Below are 17696 nucleotides of genomic sequence, written 5' to 3'. Positions count from 1 at the left end.
GAGGGCCGCCCTTCCATTGGATCGATGATGCGCAGGCTTAGAAGCGCTTGCGCACCGTCACGCCGTAGGTGCGCGGCTGGCCGATCAGATAGGCCAGACGGGCGCGCCCGCCGCGTTCGCGGTTGAACGACAGGAGCGGCGTCTCGTCGAGCACGTTCTTCACGTAAAACACGAGGTCGAAGCCATTGTCGAACTCGAGACCCGCCGAAATGTCGACTAGCTCGTAAGCCGGCAGTTCGAGATCGACGGTGGTTGTCTCGGTGCCGTCCTGACCATTGAAGGGAAGACCGTGAGCGAATGTCACAGGATTGCCTTCTTGGTCCCCTGGCTGAGTGTAGCGCGAACCGACATGCTGCACGGTCACCGCGATATAGCCGTCGGCATTGTTGCTTACTTGTTCCGAATAGCTCGCGGTGGCCGCAATCTGGAATTCCGGAACCGAGGGGAGGCGGTTGCCGTCGCGGATTCCCGCGATGATCGCGCCTTCGGCGGTGCGCAGGTCCTCGTCGAATTCGGCCTGCACGTAGCTACCCGCCACGCTGAGGTCGAAATTGCGACCGACGCGTGCCGACAATTCGCCCTCGACACCCAGCGTATGGGCCTTGGGCGCGTTGAAGACGACGCGGCTCGAACAGGTGCCGGCATCGGCCGTGACCTGCAGGTTCGAAATATCGGTGTAGAAGGCAGCCGCGTTGAACGTGATACCATTGGCCGAATATTTCATCCCCGCTTCGTAGTTCCACAGCGTCTCGTCCTCATAGTTGGGACGATTACCAAAGGTCGCGAAGTCGGGACCATCCGCACCGCCCGTGCAGAGCGGGATGTTGAGCGGATCGTTGGTGCCGCCAAGGCGGAAGCCCTTGGCAGCCTGCAGGTTGAGGGTGAGATCCTCGTTGACGTCATAGCTCACGATGACACGCGGACTGACACCGTCGGACGAGGTCGTGTCGCCAATGGCATTGTCGCCATTGGAGAACAGGCCGCCCGAGATGAAGTCGCGCTCTTCCTCGAAGTCATAGTAACGCGCACCCGCAGTTACCGTGACCTGGTCGAAGCTGTAGCTGGCCTCACCGAAGACCGCGATCTGCTTGATGTCGTACGGAATGTCGGCAGCATAGGGACTATCGATGGGTGCGAGATTATTGGAAACTGCTGCCGAAGTGCCGTCCCCGAAGGCCTCGTCGACGTAGAAGTCATAGCCGGGAGTTGGCAGTCGTTGCATGTAAACGCGATTGGTGTCCGAATAGAAGCCGCCGATTACCCACTGGAATGGACCGTCGTTTATCGACGAAATGCGCACTTCCTGTGTCCACTGCTCTAGCTCCGTGGTGTCGCGGAGGTTTGAAGGCAGGTTCACTACATCGTCGCTGCCAAGGTTGCCGACAAGAATATCAACCGAGACAGATCCGGTCAGAGCCGACGCGTCCCGCGAAACGAGGATCGAGCGATCCGTATAGCTGGTGACGCTGGTCAGCTCGACGCCGCCAAGATCGAACGAGGCGGTAAGGTCGGCGAGCATGAAATCATCCTTGAAGCCTTCCTGCTGAAGCAAGTACTGGCCGCGATCGCCGAGGTTCACAGCAGGTGTTGTGAAAGCATTTCCGTAGAGATTGTAAATCTCGGCGCGGTTGAAGCCGTCCGTATCGATTTCTTGGTAGATGATGCGCGGCGTGATGCGCACGCCGTCATCGGGCTCCCAAAGGAGGGCAAGGCGGCCACCGATGCGGCTGCCATGGTTGACGTCGTCTTCCTGCGCCGGACCGACAGCGTCGATAAAGCCCGGGAAGTCCTGATAATAGCCGACCACGCGCACGGCGAGATCTTCGCCCAGCGGGATGTTGGCCATGCCCTTCATGTGCCCGCCAATGCCGCCGCCATCGGCCGCATTGAGGTTGGTCTCGATCATGCCGAGGCTGACGCCGAGTTCGGGCTGGTTGGTGATATAGCGCAGTGTGCCGCCGACACTACCCGAACCGAACAGCGTACCCTGCGGCCCGCGCAGCGTTTCCACGCGATTGAGATCGAACAGGTCGACGTCGGGCGTGAACAGCGAGAGCGAGATCACGCTTTCGTCGAGATAGATGCCGACCTGCTCCTTCACGCCCGGCTGGTCGCGCACGACCTGGCCGGCGGAGACGCCGCGGACGGAGACCTGGCTCTGGCCCGGTCCGAGGTTTTGGATCGAGAGACCGGCGACGTTGCGCGACAGGTCCTCGACCGTCGAGGCGTTCGAGCGCTCGATGTCCTGCTGCGTCTGTGCGCCGATGGAGAACGGAACGTCCTGAAGATCGACCGCACGCTTGGTCGCGGTGACGATGATCGCATCTTCGGGCTGGTCATCATCGGGCTGGTTGGCTTCCTGGGCCTCAGCTTCTTCGGTGGATTGCGCCATCGCCGGGCTTGCCAGCAGGGCCATGCCCGCCGTGCCTGCCAGGAACGTGGCTGTCACGTGACGAAGTCTCTTCATCGCTATTCCCCTGATTGTGATGCGAAAAGAGTGAATCAAATCGTCATTTTAATAAAGAGCGACGCAACGTTCTTCAGCCGACAGTTGCTTTTTTGTGACAGTGGTTTTTTGCCGAATTCAGGCGTTTTTGGTGCCGAAGGGGAGCAGGGGTTCGAGGTCTTCGAGCGGTGGCTTGCCGGCCAGTTGGACGCCTTTGCGCCACAGGAAGGCGTGGCGCACGATTTCTGCTTGCTGCTCAATGCCGTAGCGCAGGAACGGGCGGCCCTCCTTCAATTCGTAGCCATAGCGGCAGAAGGGGTGACGGATGAGCGGGAGAAACCATTTTCCGCCGCGCTGGGTCTGCCAGACATGGGTCATTTCGTGGACGAACAGGCCCTGGCGCGAGAGCTTTTCCTTGGCGAAATCGTCCGACCAGGCCTCGCTCTCGGGATGGAAGTGGATATTGCCAGTGGGGGCCATGACCACGCCCTTAGGCTGGAAAAACGCCCATTTGCGGCGAATCAGCTTGACCCTTGAATAGTCGACCGCGTCGCCAAATATGGTACGCGCCAGCTCGATTTCGCCTGCTGACAGGGGGCGTTGGTCGGACATGGACCTTCCCTTAGGGAAGCAAGCCTTGCGCGTCGAGGCTTGCCGTGGCCCGAACCACAAGCTAGGGCAGGCGCAAATCAATTGGAGGATATTTCATGAGCGATACTGCTGATCGGGTGAAGAAGATCGTCGTTGAACATCTTGGCGTCGATGCCGAGAAGGTCACCGAGGAAGCCCGCTTCATCGATGATCTCGGTGCTGACAGCCTCGACATCGTCGAGCTGGTCATGGCGTTCGAAGAAGAATTTGGCGTCGAAATCCCTGACGATGCGGCCGAAGACATCGGCACCGTCAAGGATGCGATCGACTATATCGAGAAGAATAAGGGCTAAGCGCCCGCCGACCCCTCGAGGGGCCGGGAAGCTAAGCGCAGGGCCCGGTTCCTCATCGTTGAGGGCCGGGCCTTGTCATTTGTGGAGAATTTTATGCGCCGTGTCGTCGTCACCGGACTTGGACTCGTCACCCCCTTGGGCGGCGATGTGGAAACCAGCTGGAGCAACATCCTTGCCGGCAAATCGGGCGCCGGTCCGATCACCAAGTTCGATGCCTCGAACCAGAAATGCACCATCGCCTGCGAGGTGAAGGACAAGGATCACAAATTCGGGTTCGATCCCGACAAGCGTGTCGACCACAAGGTCCAGCGCCAGGTCGATCCCTTCATCGTCTATGGCATCGATGCCGCCGGTCAGGCGATTGAGGATGCGGGCCTTGAAGAAATGTCCGACGAGATGAAGCTGCGTGCCGGTTGCTCGATCGGTTCGGGCATTGGCGGTCTTCCAGGCATCGAGAGCGAGAGCCTCGTGCTACATGAGCGTGGCCCCGGCCGTGTCAGCCCGCACTTCGTGCATGGTCGCCTCATCAACCTCATCTCGGGCCAAGTCTCGATCAAGTACGGCCTCCAGGGTCCGAACCATGCGGTCGTGACGGCCTGTTCGACCGGTGCCCACTCGATCGGCGATGCCGCGCGCATGATCCGCGACAATGATGCCGACATCATGCTGGCGGGCGGCGCCGAAGCGACGGTCTGCCCGATCGGCATTGCCGGCTTCGCGCAGGCACGCGCCTTGAACACCAGCTTCAACGATCGTCCGACCGAGGCATCGCGTCCCTATGACAAGGACCGCGAAGGCTTCGTCATGGGCGAGGGCGCCGGTGTCGTCGTGCTCGAGGAATATGAGCATGCCAAGGCTCGCGGTGCGAAGATTTACTGCGAAGTCGTAGGTTACGGCATGTCGGGCGATGCCTATCACGTGACCGCCCCGCACCCCGAGGGTGACGGCGCGTTCCGTTCGATGAAGGCCGCGCTCGAGAAGGCCGGCATGGAGCCGGGCGACATCGACTATATCAACGCGCACGGCACCTCGACCATGGCCGATACGATCGAATTGGGCGCGGTGAAGCGCCTGTTCGGCGACGATATCGGCGGTGCCTCGATGAGCTCGACCAAGTCGGCCATCGGCCACTTGCTTGGCGGCGCGGGCGCTGTGGAGAGCATCTTCTGCATGCTCGCCATTCGCGACCAGGTCGTCCCGCCGACGCTCAACCTCCATAATCCGGACGAAGGGACCGAGGGCGTGGACCTCGTGCCGCTCGAAGCCAAGAAGCGGGAAGTGAAAGCCTGCCTCAATAACAGCTTCGGTTTTGGCGGCACCAATGCCAGCCTGATCGTCAAGGCGATCTAGCCCAATGATCCGCCGCTTTCTTCTCGTCCTGCTGATCCTGGCAGGGGCCGCCGCCGCATTCGTCGCTTATGGCTGGTGGGGCAACGGTCCTACCGAAGAAGAAACTGGCATCATCGTTACTGAAGGGACGGGCATTGGCGCGCTCGGCCAGCAATTGGCGGAGAATGACCAGATCAAGCTGTCGCCCTCGCTGTGGCGCCTCGGCGCACGCGTCTTGGGCGGCAACGAACCCATTCAGGCCGGGGAGTTTACGATCCCGCCGGGTGCCAGCGCGGCGCAGATCCTCGACATCCTGCAGAATGGGAAGGCGGTGCAGCGCTTCGTCACCATCCCCGAAGGCATGCCCTCGGTATTGGTGCAGGAGCGGATCGATGCCGCCATCCTGTTGGAAGGCGACACGCCGCTTCCCGAGGAAGGGAGCCTGCTTCCCGACACGTACAGCTATCAGCGAGGCGAAACCCGCGCCGAACTGGTCGAGCGTATGCAGGCGGCCATGGACGAAGCGATCGCCGAGCTTTGGCCGCAGCGAAGCGAAAACGCGGTCGTGACCAGCCCGCGCGAAGCGATCATCCTCGCCTCGATCGTCGAAAAGGAAACGGCGCAGGCCGACGAGCGGCGCATGGTGGCGGGCGTGCTGTCCAACCGCATCCGGCAGGGCATGATGCTCGGTGCAGATGCGACCACCATCTATCCGATCACGCAGGGCCGCCCGCTCGGCCGCCAGATCCGGCGCAGCGAACTGGACGATCCGAATCCCTATAATACACGGGCGATTACGGGGCTGCCGGTCGGGCCAATCACCAATCCGGGAATCGAAAGCATCCGCGCGGTACTGGACCCTGCGGACACCGAAGCGCTCTATTATGTCGCCGATGGCACGGGCGGGCACGTCTTTGCGCGCACGCTCGAAGAGCATAACGAGAATGTCCGCAGATGGCGTGCGATCCGCGCCGAACGCGGTATCTAGCTTTTAGAGAAGCGCTTCTTCGGAGACGTAGCCGACGCGTTTGTCCGGGCCGCCATAGCCCCATGACCAGCCACCACGACTGTCGAGCAGCCAGAAGGGTGCACCTGCATCGAGGTCGGCGATCACTTCGCTGTCCTTGCCGGGCTCGACGCGAAGCTTTGCATCGCGATGCAGTTCGCGTTCGACGGGCAGGGCATAATGCGACGCTATGACGCGCCCGGCGAGGGCGACGTCGGCCAAATCCTTGCGGAAGGCATGGGTGGCAGGGTCCGGCGGGTTGGAGGTGCCGGTCAGCGCAAACGATCTAATTTGTGGCGGCAAGTGCGGGCGCGCGTTCGTCGATTCTGCGGACGTTGCCTGTCCCTGCTGATTTGAAGAGTTGTCGGAAGTCTTCAAGGAATTCTGTCCCGTCATTGGTGCGAACGACGAAGATGTTGCGTCGGTCGTCCTGGTCGCGTTCACGGCGGAGATAGCCGAGGCCGCCCAGCGTATTCAAGGCTCTGGTCACGACCGGCTTGGAGACGCCTAGCGTTTCGGCCAACCCGCGCACAGTATGCGGACCGGGGGTTAAATAAACGACAAGCAGCAGCGCCATCTGACGGTTGGTGAGATCGGGCGAACCCGAGTGGACATACCCGATGAGAGTACGCATCCAACTAGCCAGCGATAGGTCTGCCATTAAGTCCCCCGATTTTTGGTTACGGGCACAATGACTTGGCAACCTACGGGCGACGCAATGGTTTCAAAAAAACCGCAATTTTTTGAGGAAAATAAGCCGATACGGGCTAAAGTCCGTATCGAGCCTCCAGCATGGCGAAGGTCGCCCGCAGGCCGAGCGCCTCTCCGCCCTTGGGACGGCCGGGCTTGGCGGCGGGGCGCCAGGCGAACGTATCGAAATGCACCCAGTCGGTATTTTCGGGCACGAAGCGACGAAGGAACAAGGCAGCCGTGATGGACCCTGCAAAACCGCTGCCGCCCGAATTGACCATGTCGGCCAATTGCGATTTCAGCATGTCGTCATAGCCGTTCCATAGCGGCAGTCGCCACAAGGGGTCGCCCACTGAGGCTCCGCTTTTCTCCAGCGAATCGGCCATGGCGTCATCATTGGCGAACATGACCGGCAGGTCGGGACCGAGCGCGACGCGTGCGGCGCCGGTGAGGGTCGCGAAGTCGACGATGAGGTCGGGCTCGTCCTCGCCAGCCTTGTGCAAGGCATCGCCAAGGATGAGGCGGCCTTCGGCATCGGTATTGTCGATCTCGACCGTTATCCCCTTGCGACTCTTGAGGACGTCACCGGGGCGGAAGGCATTACCGGCAATCGCATTCTCAACCGTCGGCACGAGCAGGTGGAGATGGACCGGCAGGCGCGCATCCATGACCATCTGCGCCAGCGCGATGGCATGCGCGGCGCCGCCCATATCCTTTTTCATGAGCGCCATGCCCTTGGACGACTTGATGTCGAGGCCGCCGCTGTCAAAGCTGACGCCCTTGCCGACAATGGCAAGGCGCGGCTTGCCGGGATCGCCCCAGGTGAGTTCGACGAGACGCGGTGCATGGCTTCGAGCGGCCGCGCGACCGACGGAATGGATCATCGGGTAGCCCTGTTCAAGCGCATCGCCCTTGGTCGTCGTGACCTTGGCATCGTAGCGCTTGGCGACCTTCTCGACTTCCTTCTCGATTTCAGCCGGCCCCATATCTTCAGGCGGGGTGTCGACCATGTCGCGAACGAGGATGGTGGCTTCGGCAGCACGCGCTGCCGCGTCGATGCCGGCGGGTTCGGGGGTCAGCAGGACGCGCGGGCCCTGCGGCTGATAATCGGAAAGATAGGGGCTGAAACGATGCTGGGCGAGGATCCAGCCGAGCTTGGCTGGCCCCGGCTTGCGGCCATTGGCGAGGCGATAGGTCCCCTCGGGCAGATCGGCCGCCACCTTGGCTAGGCACCAGGGCGACAATTCATCGACATTGGCCACCGTCGTGACGATCGACCAGTCATCGTCGCTCTCGCCGGGCAGGGTGGTGTGGGCATAGCCCGTCTTGCCGTCCATCCGCCGCGCCTCGACGAGCGTCCGGATGCGCTGGGGCTGGCTTTTCTTCCAATCCTCGAAAGAGGCCTCGTCGATGAGATGGATATCGTGGGCGGATTGGCCTTTGTCGGCGGCAAGAAGTTTGGTCATGCCCTATTCAATGGATGGCGGAGGCGGTGGGTTCAAGGGGCAGAGGCAATGAGGTGCAGCTCGGTCTGGCGCCCGTCGAAATAGCGCACGCTCTCGCCGTCGAAGAAAGCATCTTCCTCGCTGCGGAAGTCGAGCACTTGGCCGCCCCATTCGGGGACCGCATTGTAGGTCGTGAATTCGATCGACCAAGCGGTGTTGGCGCGCAGCACATATTCGCTGCGCGGATCGCCTTCCTGATTATCCCAGAAGCCGACGGCCGTGCCCGCACCGTGGCCGTGCAGGCCGATCGGGTGCGAATAGAGGCTGGGGTCGAAGCCTTCTGCCAGCGCGCGCTCGCGGGCGGCGAAGAGGATTTCGTTGCCGTCCTTGCCGGCCTCGAAGGCGTCGGTGAGGATGTCGCCGACGCGATTGGTCGCGGCGAGGCCTGCGCGAATACCCTCAGGTGCCTCCGTCTCGCCGGGCTTGAGGACATAAGCGAGATGCTGCGTATCGGTGTTGAGGCGCAGATAGGTGATGCCGAAATCGGTCCAGAGAAGGTCGCCCGGCATGATCACAGTATCGCCGCTCAGCATGCCTTCCTCGCCTTCGCGCTGAATCCCGATCGAGGGGTGGAACCAGACCTTGAGCCCAAGCTCGCTGACCCGTTCTCGCATCCACCAGCGGACATCGTCGGCGGTGGTCTCGCCGGGGGTGATGACATGGTTGGATAGTGCCTCGCCGATAATGGCATGGGCAATCCGGACGATGCCGGGATAGATACCGAGTTCGGTCGGCGTGCGCTCTTCGAGCCAGCGGATCGACAGGGTCTCGCCCGAGACGATGCGCTCGCGATAGCGCGGCATAAGCTTGTCCATCATCAGGCGATACTGCGAGAGCGTCATGCCGTCGCCGAACGCCTTGAGGTCCGAATAGTTGATCGCAATCTGGTCGGGATCGCGCTCGGCGATGATCTTCGCGACGGCGCGCCACTGGTCAGGCTCTTCGGCGGGGTCCCAGCTCGGTTCGAACAGGCCGGCAAGGCCGTAGCGGCTGACGGTCAGCCGCTCGATGTCCTGACCCTCGCCCGGATCATGGAAAACGAGGATCGTCTGCCGCCGCGCCGAAAAGCTGTTGGCATCGAGCATCGAGGCGGTCACCGGATCTTCGAAATATTCGCGGCTCATGAGGATCCACATGTCGATCCCCTGTTCGCGCATGATCATCGGAATGATCGTGTCGAGCCGCTCCTCGAGAATGGCGTCGATCAGTTCGGCTCGCTCGCGTAGCGGGAGGATGGCCGGCATGTCGGGCGCGACTTGTTCGGTCTGCGACATCGGCAGGATAGGCGGCATGGGCGGCTGGGAAGCGGCCAGCGCCGCAGCAAGCATCAATGTCACGAAATCAATCCCCCGTTCTCAAAACTTATTCTTCGGTTTCGATCATATCTTCGCAGTCTTCGGGCGTGTCACCGACGCAGCGGACCGTGCGCGATGCAGGCAGGTCGCCCTGTTCGTCAAACTCGGTGACCGGTTCGAACTCGGTGACGGATTCGAATTCGGTGACGGTCTTGGGCCACATCAAGGCCGCGACCAGCGCAGCAACGAGCAGCCCGATCGCAATGCCGCTGGCAAAGGCGACCCTGACGAGGCGTGCCGGGTTCGCCGCTGCAGCCTGCGATTTCGCTGCGGCTGGCGCTGGTTCGGCAATCTGCGTTGAATGAGGCGTCGGCTCGACCGTCAGCGAATACCCCTTTCGCGGCTCGGTCCGCACCAGCGATCGATCACCTAGGACCTGGCGCAGCTTTGATATGGCCTGGGTTAGCGCCTCGTCGCTGCCTTCGTCGCCCCAGACATCGTCGAGCAGGCGATCACGAGCCAGAATTGTGCCGGGATGGGCGGCGAGGATGTCCAGCAGCGCTGCAATGCGCGGTTCCAGGCGTTGCTCTCGACCATCATGGACGACCACGCGGTCGGCCGGTCGGTAAACAGCCGAACCGATCTTGAACGCATCACTCTTGAGCGGCAGGCCGGCCATCTCACGAAACCTTTCGAAATCCTCTGGTCAGGACAGGTGATGTCCCTTGCGCGCAAGGTGACCTCCGATTTTGCCAAACGTCAACCGGAAGGAAATATCATGCGTCGTCCAATCACCATCGCCCTTGCCGCCTTGCTGGCAACCACATCGCCGGCTTGCGCTGCATCGGGCAGCGAGACCGAAGCGTCGCAGGAGGCGCGCGACATTGCCGCGTCACTGGCTGTGGCAATGCAGGCATTGGAGGCTGAGGGCTTTTCGGGTTTCGTAGCGATTGCGATGCATGATCGCGAACCGATGATCGTGAGTGCCGGATCGGCAAGGCCGGGCGAAGAGATACCGTATACGCTCGATACCCAATTCGATATCGGTTCGATCACGAAACCGCTGACAGGACTGGCCGCATCGAAGCTGATGGCCGAAGGCAGGCTCGACCCCGATGCAACGCTTTCCGCCTTTTTCGAGAATGTGCCCGCGGACAAAGCGAGCATCACGGTGCACCAGCTCCTGACACATATGGCCGGCTTCGGCCCGGGACATGGTGCCGACCGCCAGCCCCAGTCCCGGGAGCAGATGCTTTCGGCCGTGTTCGCCGAACCACTCAATTCCGCTCCCGGCAGCCGCTACTATTATTCGAACACCGGCTTCTCGCTCGTGGCGGCGATAATCGAGGATATTACTGGCAAGTCCTACGAGGCCTATCTGGTCGAGGATGTGCTCAAGCCGCTCGGGATCGAGTCGACCGGTTATCGGATGGCCTTCGATCCCTCGCGCGCGGATGCCAGCGACCGATATGGCACCATGGATGAAGCCTCGTGGGGCGAATTGGACCCGATCAGCTGGGCGCTGGTCGGCAATGGCGGCCTGGTTTCCTCGGCCCGCGATTTGCTCAACCTCGGTCAGGGCATTGCTGCGGGCGGGCTCGATCCGCAAGTTGCCAATATCTGGCTGCAGCCGCGTGTCGAAGAACCGGGTGGTGGCTCGGACTACGGCTTTGGGATCGTCAATCAGGAGCTTGGCGCGCTTGGGCCGGCGCTATGGCACAATGGCGGCAATCCGGCCTTCCAGACCGAATGGTGGACCTTCCTTGACAGCGGCATGACGATCGTCGTGCATCGCAATGGTGGTCCCGTCTCCATCGATGATGCATTCGGTCCATTGTTGGGCGCGGCAACGGGTTCGGAGCTCGGGTTCGCATCGCCCGAAGCGGACACCGAAATGGCCGAGACGAGTGAGTTGCCAGCTACGCCAGCCGGTGCGCTGGCTGCCGACTTTCTCGGCGTCGTGAACGAAAACGAGGAAGCATGGCGCGGCTTTGTGGAGACGCGCATGTTCTCCAAGCTGCTCGACCTGATGCCGGTCGACGAGCATGTCGCTCAATATCCCATGCTGCGCGACGATATCGGGGGCAGGTCGATCGCCGCCGTCGCCGAGGATGAGGAGGCGATCCGCCTGCGCCTGGTCGCCGATGGCCAGCCGCCGCTCATGCTCGTTCTCTTCCACGCCGAAGAGGATGGCATGCTCAAACTGCGCGGGATTGCAGTCGAGTAGTGCTAAGCGTCTAGCGGCACCCCGAACAGGTCATGCTCGTCGGCATCCTCGACATGGACGCGGGCGAAGTCGCCGACGTTCAAGTGACCCGCATCGCGCAGGTGGACTTCGCCGTCGATTTCGGGGGCGTCGGCCTTGCTGCGGCCGGTGGCGCCGCCGGTTTCCGCGTCCACCGCATCGACGATGATGTCGATATCTTTGCCGATCTTGGCCTGCAGCTTGGCCGCGCTGATCTTGGCGCAATGCTCCATGATGCGGGCGTAGCGTTCTTCCTTCACCTCTTCGGGCACGGCGCCCGGGAAGGCGTTGGCTTCGGCGCCCTCGACGGGTTCGAAACGGAAAGCGCCGACGCGGTCGAGTTGCGCTTCGGTGAGCCATTCGAGGAGATATTCGAAGTCCGCTTCTGTCTCGCCGGGGAAGCCCACGACGAAGCTGGAACGTACCGCAATGTCGGGACAGATGTCGCGCCATGCCTTGAGTCGCTCGAGCACCTTGGCCTCATTGGCCGGGCGCTTCATTGCCTTCAGCACCGACGGGGCGGCATGCTGGAAGGGGATGTCGAGATAGGGGGTCAATTTGCCCTCGGCCATGAGCGGGATGACCCGGTCGACATGGGGGTAGGGGTAGACATAGTGGAGCCGCACCCAGGGCTGTTCGCCCTCGGGCGTGCGCAGCTCGCCAAGCCGCTCGGCAAGGGCGGTCATGTGCGCGCGGACCTCGCCATCCTTCCACGGCCAGGCCTGGTGCTTGAGGTCGAGGCCGTAAGCGCTCGTATCCTGGCTGATGATCAGCAATTCCTTGGTGCCCGCAGCGACCAGCTTTTCGGCTTCGCGCAGCACTGCATCGGGGCGGCGGCTGGCAAGGTCGCCGCGGATCGAGGGGATGATGCAGAAGGCGCAGCGATGGTTGCAGCCCTCTGAAATCTTCACATAGCTGTAGTGGCGCGGCGTGAGCTTGGTCTCAGGCTGCGGCACGAGATCGACATAGGGCGACACGCTCGGCGGCACGGCGTCGTGCACGGCCTCGACCACCTGCTCATATTGCTGCGGGCCGGTGATCGCGAGGACGTTTGGATATTTGGCGCGGATGAGCTCGGCTTCGTTGCCGAGGCAGCCGGTGACGACGACGCGGCCATTTTCATTCATCGCTTCGCCGATCGCCTCGAGGCTCTCTTCCTTGGCACTATCGAGAAAGCCGCAAGTGTTCACAAGCACGACGTCGGCGCCCTCATAATCGGGGCTCATCTGATAGCCGTCGGCGCGCAGCTTGGTGAGGATGCGCTCTGAATCGACGAGCGCCTTCGGACAGCCGAGCGAGACCATGCCCACTTTGGGCGGAGAGGGAATTTGCGTTGCCATGATTGGCGCTGCCCTTAAGGGCAAACGCGTCGTAAATCCAGCGCCTTAATAGGCTTCGGCAGAGAGCTCGACCGCGTCGAAATTACCGGCAGCCAAGTCCTCGGGACGGATCCAGAACTGGTAGACGCCCTCGGCGAAGTGGTGGCCGATGGGCGGGTTAGCGCCCATTTCAAGCAGCAGCAGCCACTCGCCGACGCGCTCTTCGGCCTCCATTTGGACGAAGGTGGGGGCGCACAGCATGCGCTCGTCACCTGCGCTGAAGCGGTGTCGGGCGCGCACGTAGGCGAGCGCTTCCTCGGGCAGTTTGTCGGCATGGCCGGCGGCCAGCGTCGCCTCGATGCTGTCGACCACGATCTGCGAGAGGCAAGGCGCGACAAGGCCGTCATGCTTCTTCAGCATCTTCCAGAAATCGTTGCACATGGTGCGCGATAGAGGGCGCTCGGCCTTTTCGGCGCGCTCGACCTTGCGGCGCCAATCGGTAAGGTCGCCGGTCAGCGCCTTGTCGCCCTTCTGCGTACCCTTGCGATAAGGGTCGGCAATGTGACGCTCGAGATGGCCGAGCGCGATACGGATCGCGTCCCAATCCTGCGGGAAGGCCTCGAACGGGCGCTCAAGCGCCTTCTTGTCGTCGTAGCTGACCTCGAAATCGGTCGCCTGATCGAGGTCGGCTTCATATTCGGCAATCGCCTCGGCTGCCGTGTCGCGATCGATCGCGCCGGGCCAGAAGGATTGCTCGCGATCCTTTTCGGGGTCGACGGCGTCGGCGCTGTCCTTGGCGGTGATCGTTACCGGATCGAAGCTCCATTTGGGCAGCAGGCGCGGCCAATCCTCGTCGCGGCGCGGCCAGCCCCAGGCGAGCTTGCTGTCATAGAGATGCGGCAGAGCGGAGGGGGCGTCGAGTTCGACGAATTCGGCCGTGTCGCCGTCGACATGGACGACCTTCCACTCCCAATAGGCGCCCCAGTGCAGGTCCATGAAGAAAGCGAGCACGCCGGTCTCGGGGAGAAGCTGGAAGCTTGCCGAACCGGGAAGCTGGCTGCAGTCGATCTGGCCGACAAAGCTTAGCGCGCGCTTGGTGCCGTCGGGCTTGGTGAAAGTCGGCCATTCGAAGCTCTCGGGCAGGCGCGGACAGCCGCCCCAGAAGCTAAGATGCGTATCCTCATGCTTGGGCGGGACGTGCTGGCGGAACATGACGGCTTGCTTGCGAACCTTGCGCAGCGCCGGGTGGGGCCGCTTGGGACGCGCCGGGGGCGGAGCGGGGGCTGCCGCCTCGACGGGCTCTTCCACTTCGGCCTCCGGGACTTCGACGTGGAGCCGTTCCTTAATCTCTTCGAGATGGTCATGGACGGCATTGTCCTGCGGCGGGGTCTCGTCGCGTTCTTCTACAGGTTCCGGCGCTTCGTCGGTCACGTCCTTAAGCTGCGGACGGGCGGGGCTCGGCGGAACGGGGGGAGGGGGTGCGTATTTCTCTTCGCTCGCCATGCGCTGGCCATGGTCGCGCAGGCGCGCCAGGCGCTCCTCGACCGGGTCGAGCGGCGGCGCCTCGGACTGGGCGTCCGGAGATTTCTTGCCCATTCCCAACAGGTTCTTGAACACAGTTCACCCCATCTTTCTGAGGCGAAATGATCAGACAAAATCGTTTCGGAAGGGTTTACCGCCGCTTAGGGGCGTTTTTTCCCGCTTTTTTGCTAGTTACAGGGTGGGAAGGCAAAGCCCGGGATGATCTCGATGATGCGATCGCCGGTCTCCAGCTTCTTCGCGCCTTCTTCCCAGAAGCCGATGGCCTTGTTGTTGCGAAGGATGCGCACGCCAAGCCCGATGGCCACTTCCGACAGGGGCTTGCCGATTTCGAAATTCTCGATCTCGCGCTCGTGCAGGCGCACACGACCGGTCGCCGAAGCGAGGTCGGCAAGATAGTCGGCAATGCCGGCGCCATGCGCCGAACCGGCGAGCAGCAGGCCGGCAAAGCTGGTCGGGTTGATAACCGTCGTGGCACCGGCGGCGCGGGCGGGGAATTCGTTATCCTCGGCGCGTACCGCAAGGCTGATATGCAGCTTGGGACATAGATGCCGCGCGGTGAGGCAGATGAGGATCGAGGTGTCGTCACGGCCCGCAGAAATGATCATCGTATTGGCCTGACGCAGGCGCACCGCTTCCATGGTTTCATCGCGCGTGGCATCGGCCTGCAGTACGATGCAGCCCAAGCGTTCGGCCTTGGCGATACTCTCGGGATTCTGGTCGATGACGACGATCTTGCGCGGGTCTTCACCGCGGGCGATCAGTTCGTCGACCGCCTCGCCGCCCGATGTGCCATAGCCGGCAACGACGATGTGGCCGGAAAGTGTGCGTTGTAGACGTCGCATGAGATAGGTGTCCCAGGTTCGCTTGATCACGAAGGTGTAGGCGGTGCCCGCCAGGATCAAGATGAAGAAGATGCGCGCAGGGGTGACGACGAGGGCGTCGAACAGGCGCGCCTCCTCGGTCACGGGCACGATGTCGCCATAGCCGGTCGTCGTCGCCGAGATCATCGTAAAGTAGATGACGTCGGCAAAGCTGATCTCGCCATCGACGCTGTCGACGAAGCTCTCGCGGTCGATCCAGTGCACCGCCACGATGAAGGCGAGCAGGGCGAAGAGGAGGCCGACGCGAATCCCGAACTGCGCCCAGCCCGAGAGCGGGCTCTTCTGGCGCAGGAGAGGGATTTGCGATCCGAGACGCGGCTTGCGTTCCATCGCCGCTATTTAGGGGCCTTTTGGGGCGAATAAAAGGTTTTGCGCGACTTCACGCGTCGATCGCGTCTTCATCGAGGCCCGCTGCTTCGGCCTGAATGAACTCGAAACGATGCTCGGGCTTCTTGCCCATCAGCCGCTCGACCATGTCGCGCGCACCCTGCTGGTCCTGATATTCGGGCGGCAGGGTGATGCGGATGAGGCTCCGGCTGGCCGGGTCCATCGTCGTTTCCTTCAATTGGTTGGGGTTCATTTCGCCGAGGCCCTTGAAGCGGCCGACATCGACCTTCTTGCCCTTGAATTCGGTTTCCTTGAGCTCGCGCAGATGCGCATCGTCGCGGGCATAGGCCGACTTGGAGCCGGCGGTGATGCGATAGAGCGGCGGCTGGGCAAGATAGAGGCGACCGCCCTTCACCAGTTCGGGCATTTCCTGGAAGAAAAACGTCATCAAAAGCGTCGCGATATGCGCGCCGTCGACATCCGCGTCGGTCATGATGATGATCTTGTCGTATCTGAGCTGGTCATCGTCATACTGATCGCGAAAGCCGGTGCCGAGCGCGAGACCAAGGTCGGAAATCTCGGCATTGGCGCGGATCTTTTCCTTGGTGGCGCTGGCGACGTTGAGGATCTTGCCGCGAATGGGAAGGATGGCCTGCGTCTTGCGGTTGCGCGCCTGCTTGGCGCTGCCGCCCGCCGAATCCCCTTCGACGATGAAGAGTTCGGTATCGCCATCCTCGCCGCCCGCATTGGCGCAGTCGGTGAGCTTGCCCGGCAAGCGGAGTTTCTTGGCGCTGGTGGCAGTCTTGCGCTTCACCTCGCGCTCGGCCTTGCGCTTCATGCGCTCGTCCATCCGCTCGATGACGGCGCCCAGCAACGCGCGGCCGCGGTCCATATTGTCGGCGAGATAATGATCGAAATGATCGCGCACCGCATTCTCGACGAAGCGCGCGGCTTCGGTCGAAGTCAGGCGATCCTTGGTTTGCGACTGGAAATGCGGATCGCGGATGAAGACGCTGAGCATACATTCGATCCCACCGAACACATCATCGGCGTTGATCTTGGCGGCCTTCTTCTCGTTCACCAGTTCGCCAAAAGCGCGCAGGCCCTTGGTCAGCGCGGCGCGAAGGCCGGCCTCATGCGTCCCGCCATCGGGCGTCGGGATCGTGTTGCAGTAATAACGCTGGTAGCCGTCGGTCCAGAGCGGCCAGGCGATCGCCCATTCGCAGCGGCCCTGGTCGTCGGGGAAATCCTGCTTGCCGGTGAAAGGCGGCGAGGTGACCGTCCCGCGATCGGCGAGCATTTCTTCGAGATGGTCGGCAAGGCCGTTGTCGAACTTGAAGACCGCGCTTTCCGGGACCTCATCGCTGGCGAGGCTGGGCGCGCACTTCCAGCGTATCTCGACGCCGCCATAGAGATAGGCCTTGGAGCGGGCGAGGTCGTGGAGGCGCTTGGGATTATATTTGGCATCCGCGCCGAAGATTTCGGGGTCGGGCGTGAAGGTGACCTTGGTCCCGCGCCGGTTAGGCGCCGCGCCGACTTCCTCCAGCTTCGAAGTCGCATGGCCCTTGGCGAAGGTCTGGCGGTAGACCTTCTTGTCGCGGGCGACTTCGACGACGGTCTCGGTCGACAGTGCGTTGACGACGCTGACCCCGACGCCGTGCAGGCCGCCGCTCGTCGCGTAGGCTTTGCCCTCGAACTTGCCACCCGAGTGGAGCGTGGTGAGGATCACCTCGAGCGCCGACTTGTCCTTAAACTTGGGGTGCGGGTCGATGGGGATGCCACGGCCATTGTCGGCGATGGTCAGGCGGTTGCCTTCCTCCAGCTCGATCTCGATGCGGTTGGCATGACCCGCAACGGCTTCGTCCATCGAGTTGTCGAGGACTTCTGCGGCGAGGTGATGCAGCGCGCGCGCATCGGTGCCGCCAATATACATGCCGGGCCGGCGACGCACCGGCTCCAGACCCTCCAGCACCTCGATGGCGCTGGCGTCATAATCGGACGAGGTTTTGGGGTCGGGTGCGGAATCGAACAGTTCGTTGGACATATTGCGAACGGTATAGGGGCGAGCGTGCCGCCCTGCCAAGCGACAACCGCACGGCAATCTGCTATGCGATGCGGGCTGCCCTGAAGTCTGGCGAGCAGCCAGTAGCCTCGCGCCGTGCGTGAA

At 62.4% G+C, this 17696-nt stretch carries 15 protein-coding genes; 4 read left to right on the top strand and 11 right to left on the bottom strand.

Translation table 11 applies throughout. The annotated features are described in order from the left end of the window. Window positions 1-37: 37 nt before the first annotated feature. On the bottom strand, window positions 38-2467 hold the full coding sequence (locus tag NDO55_RS04990; protein ID WP_252113005.1) for a TonB-dependent receptor: 2430 nt from the start codon (window positions 2465-2467) through the stop codon (window positions 38-40). A gap of 117 nt (window positions 2468-2584) precedes the next feature. Further along, window positions 2585-3058, bottom strand: coding sequence for a vgr related protein (locus NDO55_RS04985; RefSeq protein ID WP_252113003.1), 474 nt, complete (start codon window positions 3056-3058; stop codon window positions 2585-2587). A gap of 95 nt (window positions 3059-3153) precedes the next feature. Here NDO55_RS04985 and NDO55_RS04980 point away from each other — a divergent pair, with 95 nt between their 5' ends. The 3 genes from NDO55_RS04980 to mltG all read left to right on the top strand — a co-directional run bounded on the left by NDO55_RS04980 (window position 3154) and on the right by mltG (window position 5707). Beyond that, window positions 3154-3390: an acyl carrier protein gene (locus NDO55_RS04980; RefSeq protein WP_252113001.1), complete on the top strand. Its 237-nt coding sequence runs from the start codon at window positions 3154-3156 to the stop codon at window positions 3388-3390. Between the two features lie 93 nt (window positions 3391-3483). Beyond that, entirely contained in the window at window positions 3484-4740 is a 1257-nt protein-coding gene (gene fabF, locus NDO55_RS04975) for a beta-ketoacyl-ACP synthase II (protein WP_252112999.1), read from the top strand. Between the two features lie 4 nt (window positions 4741-4744). Then, window positions 4745-5707, top strand: coding sequence for an endolytic transglycosylase MltG (gene mltG, locus NDO55_RS04970; RefSeq protein ID WP_252112997.1), 963 nt, complete (start codon window positions 4745-4747; stop codon window positions 5705-5707). A 3-nt stretch (window positions 5708-5710) separates the two neighbouring features. Here mltG and NDO55_RS04965 read toward each other — a convergent pair whose 3' ends face one another. The 5 genes from NDO55_RS04965 to NDO55_RS04945 all read right to left on the bottom strand — a co-directional run bounded on the left by NDO55_RS04965 (window position 5711) and on the right by NDO55_RS04945 (window position 9894). Continuing rightward, a complete protein-coding gene (locus tag NDO55_RS04965; protein ID WP_252112995.1) occupies window positions 5711-5947 on the bottom strand; it encodes an SH3 domain-containing protein in 237 nt (78 codons plus the stop codon). Between the two features lie 64 nt (window positions 5948-6011). Continuing rightward, window positions 6012-6359 (bottom strand): MarR family transcriptional regulator, encoded by a 348-nt coding sequence (locus NDO55_RS04960; RefSeq protein ID WP_252112993.1) that lies wholly within the window; start codon window positions 6357-6359, stop codon window positions 6012-6014. Between the two features lie 133 nt (window positions 6360-6492). Continuing rightward, window positions 6493-7881, bottom strand: a complete 1389-nt coding sequence (locus tag NDO55_RS04955) for a leucyl aminopeptidase family protein (RefSeq protein ID WP_252112991.1) — start codon at window positions 7879-7881, stop codon at window positions 6493-6495. Between the two features lie 32 nt (window positions 7882-7913). Then, the gene (locus NDO55_RS04950) at window positions 7914-9248 is read right to left on the bottom strand and encodes a M24 family metallopeptidase (RefSeq protein WP_252115540.1); all 1335 of its coding nucleotides are present in this window, start codon (window positions 9246-9248) and stop codon (window positions 7914-7916) included. 34 nt (window positions 9249-9282) lie between these two features. Continuing rightward, window positions 9283-9894: a winged helix-turn-helix domain-containing protein gene (locus NDO55_RS04945; protein WP_252112989.1), complete on the bottom strand. Its 612-nt coding sequence runs from the start codon at window positions 9892-9894 to the stop codon at window positions 9283-9285. A gap of 99 nt (window positions 9895-9993) precedes the next feature. Here NDO55_RS04945 and NDO55_RS04940 point away from each other — a divergent pair, with 99 nt between their 5' ends. Further along, on the top strand, window positions 9994-11442 hold the full coding sequence (locus tag NDO55_RS04940) for a serine hydrolase domain-containing protein (protein ID WP_252112987.1): 1449 nt from the start codon (window positions 9994-9996) through the stop codon (window positions 11440-11442). A gap of 2 nt (window positions 11443-11444) precedes the next feature. On the opposite strand, the gene rimO is transcribed toward NDO55_RS04940, so the two are convergent. The 4 genes from rimO to parE all read right to left on the bottom strand — a co-directional run bounded on the left by rimO (window position 11445) and on the right by parE (window position 17573). Beyond that, entirely contained in the window at window positions 11445-12800 is a 1356-nt protein-coding gene (gene rimO / locus NDO55_RS04935; protein ID WP_252112985.1) for a 30S ribosomal protein S12 methylthiotransferase RimO, read from the bottom strand. 45 nt (window positions 12801-12845) lie between these two features. Further along, entirely contained in the window at window positions 12846-14375 is a 1530-nt protein-coding gene (locus tag NDO55_RS04930; RefSeq protein ID WP_252112983.1) for a DUF1963 domain-containing protein, read from the bottom strand. 113 nt (window positions 14376-14488) lie between these two features. Then, complete coding sequence (locus NDO55_RS04925) at window positions 14489-15532, bottom strand: potassium channel family protein (RefSeq protein ID WP_252112981.1); 1044 nt, start codon at window positions 15530-15532, stop codon at window positions 14489-14491. Between the two features lie 49 nt (window positions 15533-15581). Continuing rightward, window positions 15582-17573 carry a DNA topoisomerase IV subunit B gene (gene parE / locus NDO55_RS04920; RefSeq protein WP_252112979.1) on the bottom strand — a complete coding sequence of 664 codons (1992 nt, stop codon included), beginning with the start codon at window positions 17571-17573 and terminating at the stop codon, window positions 15582-15584. Window positions 17574-17696: the final 123 nt, after the last annotated feature.

Origin of the sequence: Sphingomicrobium sediminis (genome assembly GCF_023805295.1) — a bacterium.
Lineage (GTDB): Bacteria > Pseudomonadota > Alphaproteobacteria > Sphingomonadales > Sphingomonadaceae > Sphingomicrobium > Sphingomicrobium sediminis.
The sequence above is the reverse complement of the archived record's forward strand: the minus strand, read 5'-3'. Positions and strand labels throughout refer to the sequence as shown.